The sequence below is a fragment of the Aquitalea sp. FG25 genome (assembly GCF_057809375.1).
In genome coordinates this window covers 93,290-106,854 of sequence record NZ_JBMDJV010000019.1, presented here as the reverse complement: position 1 = coordinate 106,854, position 13,565 = coordinate 93,290, and the positions used below count along the sequence as shown (strand labels likewise).

The window sequence follows — 13,565 nt, the reverse complement described above, 5'->3', positions numbered from 1 at the left end:
CGGTGATGCTGTAAGCCGTCGTCTGGCTGCTGACATTACCGGCTGCGTCGGTGGCAGTGGCCTGGATGCTGTGGCTGCCGTCAGCCAGGGCCGCAGGCAGTGTATAGCTCCACGCGCCGCTGCCATTGGCGGTGGCCGTACCTACTGCCGTGCCGTCAACGTATACCATCACCGTACTGTTGGCTTCGGCACTGCCTTGTACCGTCGGCGTGGTGTTGTTGGTGATGCCGTCGCTATGGCTGCTGCCGCTGTCAGTGGCGGTGCTCAGGGCCAGGCTGCCGGGAACGGCAGGCGCGCTGGTGTCTATCTGCACGGAATAGCCGGAGGAGACACTGCTGCTCACGCTACCGCTCGTTGCCATTGCGGTAATGGCATGGCTGCCGTCACCCAGGCTGGATGCCAAGGTGTAGCTCCAGGCACCGCTGCCATTGGCCGTGGTCGTGCCGACACTGAGGCCATCCACATATACCGTCACCGTGCAGCCGGCCAGTGTGGTACCGGTCACGGTGGGGGTGTTGTTACGGGTAATACCGTCCGTGCTGCTGTCACCGGTATCGGTGGCGGTGGTCAAACCGCTGACAGTTGGGGCCGGCAACTGGATGGCTATGCTACGGGTGGCTGCGGTGCTGTTTGTTGTTCCGTCGTTGACCAAGAAACTGATGGTGCGGGTGGCAGTGCTGGCGCTGCTGGCGGTGTCATTGTAAGCCACCGCCCGGAGTGCAGCCTGCCATTGCGCCAATGTAGCCGTTGCGCCGCTGGAGGTCAGCGTCAGTACGCCGGTACCGCCATTGTAGCTGGCGGTAATATTGCCCATGGTGCTGCCATTATTGGTGAAGGCCAGCACATCTTCACCACTTTGAAAATTACCGTTGATGAATACCGTGGCGGATGCCAGCGCGGTGTTGTCGCGGTCAGAAAGCGTGATGCCAGCGTCAACCACCACCGGAGTCGGCGTGCTGCTGAGCATGTAGCTGCCATTGCCGCTTGTCGTGGTGACAATCGGTGTTTGATCGGTAGCTGTCACGGTAACCGCGCGCGTCGCCACGGTGCTGTCTTTGCTGCCATCGTTGACACTGAAACTGATGGTACGCGTGGCGCTGTTGGGTGTGATGGCGCTGTCGGTATAAGTGATGGCGCGCAAAGCAGCTTGCCACTGCGCCAGCGTGGCCGTGGCACCGCTGGAACTCAGTGTCAGTACCCCGGTGCCACTGTTGTAACTGGCACTGATATTGCCGTAAGTGGAGGCGTTGGTATTGCTGAATGCCAGTACATCTTCAGCACTGTGGAAGTTACCGGTGATGGCAACGGTGGCGCTGGCCAGCGTGCTGTTGTCCAGGTCGGATACGGTAATCCCGCTATCCACCGTGACTGGTGTGGAGGTGACGTTATTACCTGCAGTGAAGGCAGCACTGCCACCGCTGGCGGTGACGATGGGGGTTTGATCGGTAGCCGTTACGGTCACCGTCTTGGTTGTCGCCGCGCTGTTCTTGGTACCGTCACTCACCACGAAACTGATGGTGCGGCTAGCCGTATTGGGTGTGACCGCACTATCGGTGTAATTCACCGCACGCATGGCGGCCTGCCACTGGGCGAGTGTGGCCGTTGCCCCGCTGGAAGTCAGCGTCAACACCCCGGTACCCGCGTTGTAGCTGCCAACGATATTGCCGTAGGTGATGGCGCTGGTATTGGTAAAGCTCAGTATGTCTTCGCCGCTGTGGAAATTGCCGGTGATGGATGCCGTGGCGCTGGCCAGTGTGCTGTTGTCCAGATCGGACAAGGTGATGCCGCTGTCCACCACCACCGGAGTGGAGGTGGTGTTGTCGCCAGCAGTGAAGGCGCTGCTGCCGCCGCTGGTGGTGGCGATTGGGGTTTGATCGGTGGCGGTTACGGTTACGGTGCGGGTGGCCACGGCGCTGTTGTAACTGCCATCATTCACCTGAAAGCTCACCGTGCGGGAGGCAGAATTTGGCGTCACCGCAGTATCGGTGTAAGTCACTGCGCGCAAAGCCGCCTGCCATTGCGCCAAGGTTGCGCTACCACCGCTGGAGGTCAGCGTCAGCACCCCGGTACCCGCGTTGTAGCTGCCAACGATATTGCCCATGCTACTGCCGTCGTTGCTAAAAACCAGCACGTCCTCGCCGCTGTGGAAGTTGCCGGTAATGGACACCGTGCCGCTGGCCAGCGTGGGGCTGGCGTTGTCAGTCACACTAATATTGCCGTCCACTACCACCGGTGTGGATGCGGCATTGTCACCGGCAGTAAAGGCTGCACTGCCGCCGCTGGGGGTCAGCACGGGTACCACCGCCACGTTAACGGTAGAGGCCAGCGCCAGTACGGTGGTATCGACGCCACCATTGCTGGTGCCACCGTTGTCCCTGACGCTGGTCAGCGTTACCACGCGGTTGCCGGCGGTAGGACTGCCGCTACTGTCACGGTAACTGATGCCGCTAACCACGCTGGCTGCGGTGCTGCCGGAAATGCCGCTGCTGTTGATGGTCACCGTGGCGGTGCCAGCACTGAGCGATACGGTGACGCTCAGGCCGTTGCCGCTGGAGGTCAGCGAATTGCCATTGTTCAAGGCCACGCTGCTGCCGTCTATGGACAGAATTTCGTTACTGCCGTCATGCAGGCCGGACACGGTCAGGGTTAGTTGAATAATGCTCTGGCTGGATTCCACCGCACTGATGCTGGTGCCACTGAACACGGTTACTGCGGACCCGCCCATGGAAAAAATGGGATTGCTGGCGCTGGTGCTTGCAGTGGGCGCATCGTTCACCGCCACCACTCCTAGCGTTACATTGCCGGAGCCGGTACCGCCGCGACCATCGTTAACGCTGACATTGATGGTGCGGGTGGCCGTGCTGGGATCATTGCTGCTGTTGTCGTAAGTCAGCGCCGCCGCCAGGGTGCTCACCCGAGCCGCCGTGGCGTTGCTGTTGAAAGTGACGATCAGATCATGGCCGCCGACACCATCGCCATTACTGGCGATCACGCCGATGGCCACCCCGCCCACCGTCACCACGCTGCCGACGCTGGTGCCACTGGACAAGGACACCGTGCCACTGGTATCCATGCCCAGCACGTCCTGGCCGCTTTGGCCATTGGCGGAGATATGCACGGTCAGGTTGCCGCTGGAGAAATTTGGCGTGTCGCTGTCCGTCACCGTCACCGCAGTACCCACATCCAGCTTCACCGCACCGCCTTTTTCAGTGAACGTGGGATTGTCACCATTCAGGTTGCCTAGCACCGGTGCGGCGTCTGCCGCTACCGTTACTGTTTTGGTTACCACACTACTGTTGATCGCACCATCGTTGATGGAGAAGCTGATGGTACGGTTGCTGGTATTGGGTGACAGCAAACTGTCGGAATAGGTGACCGCACGCAAGGCAGCCTGCCATTGCGCCAGCGTGGCCGTGGCACCGCTGGAAGTCAGCGTCAGTACACCGGTGCCACTGTTGTAGCTGGCGGTGATATTGCCCATGGTGCTGCCGTTGTTGGTGAAGGCCAGCACGTCCTCGCCGCTATGGAAGTTGCTAGTGATGGACACCGTGGCGCTGGCTTGAGTAATACTGTCGGAATCGGACAGCGTGATGCCACTGTCCACCGTCACCGCAGTACCGGTGCCACTGCTGTAGGCGCTGGAGCCGCCGCTGGCTGTCAACGTCGGCGCAAAGCCGAAATTGATGGCATTGATGGCACCGATGCCGATCATGCCGGTTACATTGTGACCGTTGGCCGCCAGCATCCGAAAGGAATCAATGCCCTGGAAGGCGCTGTTGCCGGAGACGTTGAAGGTCACCAGTGTGCCGCTGCCTTGCAACACGTCACCTACGTTCAGCGTCAGCGTCGCGCCGCTGACCGCCACCCCGTTGATATAGCCAACCAGTTGCAGATTGCCGCCGGCGGTACCGGAATCGAAGCCATTAAGCACCACACCGATGGAATTCAAGGTAAAACGGCTGCTGTCATTGGACTTGACACTGAAATAGGAGATGGGAATGGTGCCGTCGCTATAGCCGTCCACCGTTTCCGTGGTGACCGCGCCGGCTTTTTCGACAATGATCGTCTGGCCGCCGTTATTGGTGGAACCCAGTTGCAACGAGAAATCCCAGCCTTGGAGGTTACCAGCGTTCACCACGCTACCGGATGGGTTATAGGTGTTGCCATCCGATGTGGTGAAATCGGTGGTACCGGTTACCGGCCGCGCCAGCAGCGCGTCGTAACTGAAATGCATGGCATCTACATCGATATGCCCGCTGCTGCGCTCCAGCGTCCAGTTGCCGCCCAGGCTTGCCGCACCGGTCGCATCGGTGGATGCCGCCACATCGGCGTGGGTATAACGGGACAGTGCACTGACGAAGGCCGCACCGCTGCTGCCAGCCGCGATATCACAGCCATACAGCAGGATATCGCCCCCAGGGTTCAGCGATTGGCCTATGGTTTGCAGGTCGGCCTGACGGCTGCTGAGGCCTGCGGTAGTCAGCTCATTGCTGCCCAGCATCAGGTCGGCACTCTCACCATGCGAAATGATATGCATGGCGGCATAGCCTTGATGGGTTTTGGCCCAGGCGGCAATCTGGCTCAAGCCGTCTTGGCTGGCATCCAGAATCACCACCTCCATACCGGCAGGCAGCTGGTTGATCAGGCTTTGGTAATTGCTGACATTGGATTCAATGAATACAACTTGCTTGGCCGCCGGTGCCGACTCCAGCAGCGCAGGTATTTTCTCGGTGGAACGATCGCTGCCAGCATGCGTGCTATCCGGGCTTGGTGCTTCAGGCAAGCTGCGTTCGGCAGGGGGCGGTATATCCACATGTGCCACAGCGGCTACCGTGGATGCTGCCGCGCCATCAAACATCAGCCGTGGCTCCAGCGCCTGCAAAAGCAAGCGGGAGCGTTTGGATTCATGGCTTTTTTTATCGCTGGCTTTCGCGTGCTGCGCAGATTTCCACCACCCCATCTTGCTCTCCCGGACTTATTTTTAGCTTGGTATCCCGGCCAGCTCCTCGCGCATCTTGCATGCAGCAAAGAAGACGGAACCAAGATAGAAGAAAAAACGGCGATGTAAATCACCATTTCTTGCGCATTAATACAAAAAGCATAATGTACAAAATTGAATTTTCCTAACGGATTTTTACTTGTAAAAACACCTAATACGACTTTAAATCAGCCTGCTAATTGATAAGCAAAACGCATCCCCATGCCTGACGCTGCCGATGGGCAGGCAGGGCTTGAAACAGGGGAAATAGGCAAATTCATGACATTTAGGTGCGCAGAAATGGCAGGCATTCAAGCTGCTGGAAAAACAGAGATAAGAAGCAATGAACAAACGAAGTACACCAGCGGCCGCCGCTGTGGCAGGCCTCACCCAAGCAGGTAATAAACCCAGCGTATTCGCGCTGGCTTAATCCCCCAGATAGCGGCTTATCTCCACCTCGTCCAGTTGTGCCGGGCGCAGGTAGCGCTCACCGTAGCGGCGGTAAATACCGGAGGTGAGAAACAGGTCGAACAGGACCGGGTCGATGTGCTTGTCCTGCTTGAAGCGGTACAGGATGGCCACCGACTCGGACAAGGTTTTGCCGCGCTTGTACGGTCGGTCGGAGGCGGTCAGCGCCTCGAAGATATCGGCAATGGCCATGATGCGCGCCGGGATTGACAGTGCCTCGGCAGTCAATTTGCGCGGGTAGCCGCTGCCGGTCAGCGTTTCGTGGTGGGTGCCGGCGTATTCCGGCACCCGGTGCAGCGATGCGGGCAGTGGCATCTGCTCCAGCATCACGATGGTCTGGATAATGTGTTCGTTGATCTTGAAGCGTTCTTCTTCGGTCAGCGTGCCGCGTCCTACGCTGAGGTTGTACAGCTCGCCCTGGTTGTACAGATAGTGCGGTACTTGCAGACGGAACCCATATTTCGGGTCCAGCGCCTTGCTGGGCGGACGCTCAAACAGATGCTGCACTTTGTCGGCCAGCAGCTGCTCCCTGGCTGGCAATGCCGCTGCCATGTCGCCGCAGCGCATCGCCTCCTCCTGCGACAGCCCCAGCCGGTCGTCAAAATGGCGCCACCAACTTTGTGCGGCAATATGCTGCAAGCGCTCGATACGCTCCGCTGCCATGAATTCACCGCCCTGGTTGCAGCTGGCCACAAAGGCAAAGTCATCCTGCAGTTGGGCCTCGCGTGCGGCCAAGCGTGCATCCTCCTGCGCCGGGTCTGCGCCGTGCAGGTAGATGGCCTCCAGCCTGGCGATGCGCGCATCCCGCAGCAAAACCTCGAAGCGGGTGCGCACTTCGTGCAGGCGGTTGTAGATGGTTTCCAGCTTGGTGGCCTTGTCCACCACGTATTCCGGGGTGGTAACCTTGCCGCAGTCGTGCAGCCAGGCACCGATGCGAAACTCACGCCACTCGTCCTTGTTGCGGAAGGAAAAATCAGCCAGCGGGCCCTGCTCTGCCGCACAGGCGGCCTCGGCCAGCATGAAGGCCAGCTCCGGCACGCGCTCGCAGTGGCCGCCGGTATACGGACTTTTGGCATCGATGGCACCGGCCAGAACGCGGATCATCGACTCCATCAGCGCCTTCTGCGCTTCGACCAGCGTCAGGTTTTCCATCGCCACCGCCGCCTGCGCAGCCAGCGCTTCCATGAAGGGCAGCAGTTTGGGGTCGAAGGGAATCTGCGCCTTGCTGTAGTCGTCGCAGGCATTACACAGCAGGATGACCCCGACCACGGCGTTTTCGTGCGCTTTCATCGGTAGCACCAGCAGCGAGTCCGCCTCGATGCCGATCTGCCGCAGCAGCTCGTAAGTATTGGCCTCCAGCTTGTCATCGCTGGCTGCCAGCCCGGTAAGCTGACACGATTTGCCGCTGGTCAGCACCTGTTCCGGCAGGCTGTTCTGCCAGCGGGTGTCTGCTGGCACCGTGTGCGGATAGGTGTGCAGCGTGTAGCGCAAGATGTTGTCATCCCCTGGCAGTAACACCGCCGCGCCTTCGCAATAGGCCATCTCGCATGCCGCCTGCAGCGTGGTCTGCAACAGCAGGTCGCGCTGCTGCAGCCGCCCCAGTGCCAGGCCGCTTTCCACCAGCCCCGCCAGCTTGATGCGGGCATCGCTCAGGCTGGCCAGGATGCTGCTTCCCAACAGCACCGCCAACAGCAGCAGCAGCTCGATCACAATGGCGCTGACATCCAGCAACAGACCGCGATAATGGAATAGCGCCAGCCCCAGCGCATAGGCCAGCAGTGCCAGCCCCAGGTTCAGCCACACCGCGCGCTGCGGCTGCTGCCTGAGCCAGCGCGCCGGGCCGCTATCGCCGCGCGGTATATGCCATAACAGGTTGATGCCCAGCAGCAGCCCTGCGGCCAGCTCTGCCCACAGAAACCACCAAGGCCGCTGCAGGAGGCTACCGTCGTACAAGGCCTCCATCACTTGCGCCTGGATTTCGATGCCCGGCACCAGCTCCTGCAGTGCGGTATAGCGCATATCGTTGAGGCCGGAGCCGGTCAGCCCCAGCAACACCAGCTTGCCAGCCAGCATCGCGGTATCGACCCGGCCCTGCATGACATCCACCGCCGAAACATAGCGCGCCATGCCGTCCGCCTGACGGGCAAAGTGCAGGTAGATGTCGCCATTGCTCTGGGTGGGTACATCCAGCTCGGCTACGCGCACCGATGCCACACCGTGTGCGTTGCTTGTCACCCGGATCGCATCATCACCGGTGCCGACACGGAACATTTCCAGCGCCAGCCCCGGCACCAGCTGCTCGCCCACCGTGGCGATCATGGCAATACGCCGTACGCCGCCACTGTGCGCGTCCACGCTCAGCAAGGCCTGGCCACTGGCGGCTGCCTGCAACTGCGGCAGGCTGGCCAGCACCTGCGGGTAGTGCCGCACAAAGGGACGCGGATCGTCCCCCATCACCCGTAGCGGTACGCTGCGCATGCCGCTGCTGGTGGTATAAGCCCGAAAATCGAAACCGGCAGCACCCAGCACCGTTGGCATTGCCGCCAGCGCCTGGGCGAGTAAACGGTCATTACCGGGCAGGGAACGCAGCTGGTCGGCCAGTGCATGCTGACTGGCGGGCAGGCGTGCCGCCAGCAAATCCGGCGAGCTTTGATCTGCCTCCGGCATATAGATATCCAGCCCCAGCACGGCAGGCTGGCGGTGCTGGATGCTGCCGATCAATGCTGCCAGCCTGTCACGCGGCCACGGCCACTGCCCCACTTGCCGCAGGCTTTTCTCGTCGATGGCAACAATGGTGACCGGCTGGCTAAGTGCCTGGCGCGGCAGCAGTTTCTGAAAGCTGTCAAACAGCCAGTCCCTGCCCTCCGCCAGTGGCGCACCCGCTATCGCCAGCCCTGCCGCAAGCTGGGGCGGCACTTGCTGGAGCCAGCTGGACGGCAGCTGGCTGGCAAGCTGCAACAGCAGCAGTAACGCCAGCAGCAAGGCCGCCATCGGCCGACCGCGCCCCCCGATCAGCAGGCGGCGCAGCATGTTTTGTGAACGCAAGGAAAAGGACATGACACCCCACTTGTCAGCTCAGTCGGCCGGTGATGGGCATCGGCCACGGGTCAACGCACCGAGACCTCCACCCGGCGATTGCGCGGCTCCTCCACCCCGCTGGCGGTGGGCACCAGCGGGTCGCGCATGCCACGGCCAGTCACCTCCAGCGACTTGGGCTGCACCCCAAGCTGCTGCAGCATGCCGGCAATCAACTGCGCCCGCTGCAGCGACAGGGTGTCGTTGTACTCGCTGCTGCCCACCAGATCGGTATGGCCGATCACCAGGATTTCTGGCACCGGTCGGCTGGCCACATCCTGCTTCAGCGCCGACAGCGTGGCCTGCGATGCAGCCGTCAGTTGATCGCTATCGTTCTGGAAATACAGCAGGTAGCTGGCGGGGCGTCGGGGCTGCGCCTGCAATACGTCAGCATAATGAGTGGTAATCTCGGCCTCGGTCTCACTGCCGCTTTGCACGCTGCCACCTGGCTTGACCGCCGCCGTAGCGTAGGCCTGTGCGATTTCCTTTTCTTGTCCGGCACTCCGAACAATCACCTTGCCCACACTGCCATCCGGTGCCGGTAGCAGCACCACCCGATCCGCAGTCGGCTGATACAGCAAGGCCGCGATGCCCGTCAGCACCACCAGAATTACCCCGCTCATGGCGTATCTCCCCGGTCCTGCGCTTCGATGATGAATTCGGTGCCGCGCACGCCCAGGGTCATGGTTGAGGTGCGAAACTGCACTGCCTCGGGCGAGTGCTTGGCAATGGCACCGGAAATCACACCCAGCCGGCCTTTCTTCAGCGTGGCCTGCAGCGCGCCTTGCTGCGTCTTGTTGTCGAAGTTGAATTTATCGAGTTGCAGCACCGACATCGCCCCGGCAGACAGCATTGTTTTGTCGCGCAGCATGATGCCCACTGCGCTTGCAGCCCCGGTCTGCACCAGGTCGGTTTCTTGCAGCGTCAGCCCGGGCTGGGCGGGCATGGTCTGCGTGCCACGCTTGACCAGCACATTGCCGCTTACCGTCTTGACGGTGCCGATACCCAGCTCCTCCGCCATTGCCATCGGTGTCAGCAACAGACAGAAGCAGCACAGCCAGCCGGCCCGCCTACCGCCATGTTCTTTCCACTTCATTTGTTTGCCCCCGATCCCCGGACGGACTAAGCCCATGCCTGTCGTTTGCGGCATGCCAGCACCGTGCAAACCCTTGCAACACCACGCGTTTGCCCAATAGTTTTATGGCTGAATTAAGACTGATTTGCCAGATGCTTTAATGTCTGCCGCTATAAAACGCCGTCTTTTGGATGCCATGCAGGCAGAGCCTAGCCGCCATGCCGGGTAAACCAGCCGGTATTCCTGGCTACGCGCAAAACCGCTTAAGCTGATTTCCCACCGGCCAGGCTGTCCATCAGGTGTTGGGACGCTAACGCTCAGAAGCCAAAAGCCCGAAATCAATCGGGCTTTTGTCCTGCTGCCTGCTGCAAACAACTGCCGTCAGGCCATGGCAATACGATACTGGCTGATGGTGGTGGATAAATGCCCGGCCAACTGATCAAGTTTCTCAGCCTGCGTATTGTTGTGTACGGCAACCACGCTGTTTTCTTCCGTCATGTGTGCGATTTGCTCGATATTCTGGCTAATCACCTGCATGGCCTGGTCCTGCTCCTCAATGGCGGCGGCAATGCCCTGCATACGTTGCAACACCTTGCGGGCTCCCTCATCAACCAGTTGCAGCCCCTGCTCGCTGGAGTTAACCGAATGCAGGCTCTGTTGTGACAATGTATCCGCCTGAGTCATGCCGGCAACCGAAGCATCGATGCGTTTTTGCACCTCCCGGATGAGGCCGGCGATTTCCTCGGTGGCCGTCCCGGTGCGGGCGGCCAGATTGCGCACCTCGTCTGCCACCACGGCAAAACCCCGTCCCATTTCCCCGGCACGTGCGGCCTCAATGGCGGCATTCAATGCCAGCAGATTGGTCTGATCCGCAATGTCCCGGATAACATCGACAATCCCGCCTATCCGTTGCGAACTTGCGCTCAGCAGCTGGATATCCTTACCGGAGGCTTCAATCTGCCGGGCGATTTCACTCACTTTTTGCACGGTCTCCTGCATGGTCAGCAGCGCCTGGCCTGTTTCGGTGCGCGATGTGTGCACTTGCTCCATCACCAGGCGCGTGCTGCTGGCCATTTCTGTCATGCTGACTGCAGATTCCTCCACTGCCGCAGCGACCGAGGCGGTTGCCTCCGATTGCACCGAAGCACTCTGTTTAACCTGATTGCTACTGGAAGACAGCTGCTCTGCAACCGAACCCATATCCCGGCCACAGCCCTGCACATCCAGAATCAAGCGCGAGAAAGCCTCCAGCAGCTTGTTGAAGGCACTGCCGATTTGCCGTGCTTCCAGTACGCCATCGGCCTGCACGGTGCAAGACAGATCCCGTGTTGCTACGGTTTCCTCCACAAAGCGGGCCACACGCAACAAGGGCCGGCCAATGCTGCGCCCAACCCACAGGCCAACGCCGGTACTAAACAGTATTGTGATGAAACCAATGACAATCACCATCCACAGATTGCGCAATGCCTGGTTTTCCTGGGCCTGGGTTTGCGCATCGATACTGGCTGTCAATTGCTGTTCCACGCCATAGAGCGCGTTAATCTTGCTGGTGATCGCGTCAAACCATTGGTCAGCCGGCACATTAAACCCACCCTGAGCCAGCCGGCTTTCCATCACGCGACGGTACTGCTCCACGCGCATGGATTCCGCACTGGCCAGCACTTGCTTCAGCCCAGCCACTTCATCGGCTTGGGCCACACCTGCAAACTGTTGCAGCAACTCCGCCTGGCTGTCGATCTTGGTCAGGATCACACGGTATTGCGGCCACTCCACCTTGTCCGCAATAAACACCGTCAGCGACAGCGCACGTTCGAGTCCGGCATTTTCCTTGGCCTGGATAAGGTCCAGATACGCCTGCAAACGACGCACGATATCGGCCTGGTCATTACTCTGGCCAATGGTTGAAATACTCTTCAAGAGTGTTGCAATGGTCTGGGTGAAATACGCCGAGCTTTGCGCAGGCACGGTAGTTTGTCTTGATATCTGTTCCCGCATCCCGCTCAGCTGCTGTAGCGCAGCGCTGGCATTCTGGATGTTCATGTTGTCCGCCAACTCATGATTACTGGCAATCACATGCTGATAAGCCTGCAGCTTGGCCTGGGTGCTTTGTTGGATGCCTGGAAGTTTGTCAGCAAAGTTCTTGCCATGCGATTGCAGAAAGCCGGCGGATGCCCCTCTTTCGATTTGCATGGTGTGGATCAGATTGCCGGTTGCAATGGCCACCTCCATTAACTTGCGGGTATGGATGGCTTTTTGATATTGGCCGTAGTTCTGCCACAGAAGCATGAGTGAAAAACTGCTGAGTACCAGAAGCGGCACCAGAATCAACAAGACAAGACGGTTCCTGATGGTGGAAAACATGAGCTGCTACCTTGTTCCGATGAGGGGCTGATGTGGAAAAATAACAAGGCAACAAGCGCCACGATCTGTAGGTGCGCTTGTCATCAAATTTTCCAATCATGACAAGATGTTATTTGTTTTACGGGCCGGTGGACTTGAAATAGGTCAATCCCATCAAACAAAACAAGCGCCAGCAGCAGACGGCAAAACTACAGTCACAACAGGAATTTACGCGCTTGCTGCAGGCAGCCTGCACGCCCATGACTGGTAATCAATAAGTGGGTGGTTTGTGTTTTATGCATGCAAACAAAAACGGCGGGAATAAACCCGCCGTTTGGGAAAGTGCCTCAGCTGGCCTTAGCTGGCTTTGCCTGCCGGAATCTGCTGAGTGATGCAGTGGATATTACCGCCGCCCAGCAGCACTTCACGCGCCGGTACGCCGACAATGCGGTATTCCGGGAAGATTTCCTGCAGGCGGCTGGCCGCTGCCTCATCGGTACGTTCATCCAGCAGCGGGAAGATGATCTGGCCGTTGCTGATCAGGAAATTCACATAGGACGCCGCCATGCGCTCGCCCACTTCACGCGGGACAGCCTGACCGCTGGCCACCACGCCTGCGGTTTCTTCTGCGGTGTAGTACAGGGGGCCGGGCGACAGCATCTTGTGAATCTTCAACGGGCGGCCCTTGGCATCGCGCGCTTGCGACAGTACTTCGTAGGCGGCCTGCGAACGCGGGTATTGCGGGTCGTTTTCATCGTCCACCCAGTGCAGGATCACCTCACCCGGACGGGCAAAACAGCACATATTGTCGATGTGGCCGTCGGTTTCATCCATGAACACGCCTTCGGGCAGCCAGATGAAATGGCTGACGTTCAGGTATTCGGACAGCAAGGCTTCAATCTGCTGTTTGGACAAGTGCGGATTGCGGTTGGGGTTGAGCAGGCACTCGGCGGTGGTCATCAGCGTGCCTTCACCGTCGACATGGATCGAGCCGCCTTCCAGCACCAGCGGTGCGGCGTAGCGGTCAAAGCCATGGTGGGCCAATACCTGGCTGGCTACGGCGCTGTCCTGGTCCCACGGGTGATACAGGCCACCGTTGAAACCGCCCCAGGCATTAAACTGCCAGTCCACGCCGCGCACCTGGCCAGCCTGGTCGATCACCACGGTCGGGCCGCTGTCGCGCATCCAGCAGTCATCGCTATTCATTTCCACCAGCGTCACTTCGGCGGGCATCACGGCACGGGCTGCGGCCATGCATTGTTGCGGCACTGCCATGAACACCGGGGTGGCTGCGGCAATGGCTTTGGCGATGGCGGCAAAAGTCTGCTGTGCCTCGCGTCCAGCATGACGCCAGTTATCCGGGCGCTGCGGCCAGATCATCCACACCGCCTGCTGCGGGGCCCATTCGGCGGGCATGTGAAAGCCGTCGGCGGCGGGTAGACTAGTGTGCGTTTTGCTGTTCATTTTGATCACCATGCTGGATTAATGCCATCAGAAGTATTCAAAACATCGCCCATGTGCAGACGGCGGATCGGGGCGTGCTAAAGCGGTTTGAGCGGCCGGTAGTATCTGCAATGCACGAGGAAGTGATTGACAGACGCAGTCTAGGGAGAGGCAAACTATTCAGCA

Annotated in this window: 6 protein-coding genes; all 6 read right to left on the bottom strand. The window is 59.8% G+C overall.

What is annotated here, in order from left to right:
- Positions 1-4,960 (bottom strand): DUF4347 domain-containing protein (locus tag ACODR9_RS17020; RefSeq protein WP_488810586.1); only part of this gene is annotated, 4,960 nt, incomplete at its 3' end.
- Positions 4,961-5,404: 444 nt separating this feature from the next.
- Entirely contained in the window at positions 5,405-8,503 is a 3,099-nt protein-coding gene (locus ACODR9_RS17015; protein WP_488810585.1) for a CHASE2 domain-containing protein, read from the bottom strand.
- Between the two features lie 50 nt (positions 8,504-8,553).
- Positions 8,554-9,144, bottom strand: a complete 591-nt coding sequence (locus ACODR9_RS17010) for an OmpA family protein (RefSeq protein ID WP_488810584.1) — start codon at positions 9,142-9,144, stop codon at positions 8,554-8,556.
- Entirely contained in the window at positions 9,141-9,617 is a 477-nt protein-coding gene (locus ACODR9_RS17005; RefSeq protein WP_488810583.1) for a FecR family protein, read from the bottom strand. Before ACODR9_RS17005 ends, ACODR9_RS17010 begins: the two co-directional genes overlap by 4 nt.
- 360 nt (positions 9,618-9,977) lie before the next feature.
- On the bottom strand, positions 9,978-11,882 hold the full coding sequence (locus ACODR9_RS17000) for a methyl-accepting chemotaxis protein (protein ID WP_488810582.1): 1,905 nt from the start codon (positions 11,880-11,882) through the stop codon (positions 9,978-9,980).
- A gap of 411 nt (positions 11,883-12,293) precedes the next feature.
- Entirely contained in the window at positions 12,294-13,400 is a 1,107-nt protein-coding gene (gene aguA, locus ACODR9_RS16995) for an agmatine deiminase (protein ID WP_488810581.1), read from the bottom strand.
- Positions 13,401-13,565: the final 165 nt, after the last annotated feature.

Coding starts and splice junctions, on each gene's coding strand:
- ACODR9_RS17010 (WP_488810584.1), bottom strand. CDS start 9,144: ATGAGCGGGGTAATTCTGGTGGTGCTGACGGGCATCGCGGCCTTGCTG.
- ACODR9_RS17005 (WP_488810583.1), bottom strand. CDS start 9,617: ATGAAGTGGAAAGAACATGGCGGTAGGCGGGCCGGCTGGCTGTGCTGC.
- ACODR9_RS17015 (WP_488810585.1), bottom strand. CDS start 8,503: ATGTCCTTTTCCTTGCGTTCACAAAACATGCTGCGCCGCCTGCTGATC.
- ACODR9_RS17000 (WP_488810582.1), bottom strand. CDS start 11,882: ATGCTTCTGTGGCAGAACTACGGCCAATATCAAAAAGCCATCCATACC.
- aguA (WP_488810581.1), bottom strand. CDS start 13,400: ATGAACAGCAAAACGCACACTAGTCTACCCGCCGCCGACGGCTTTCAC.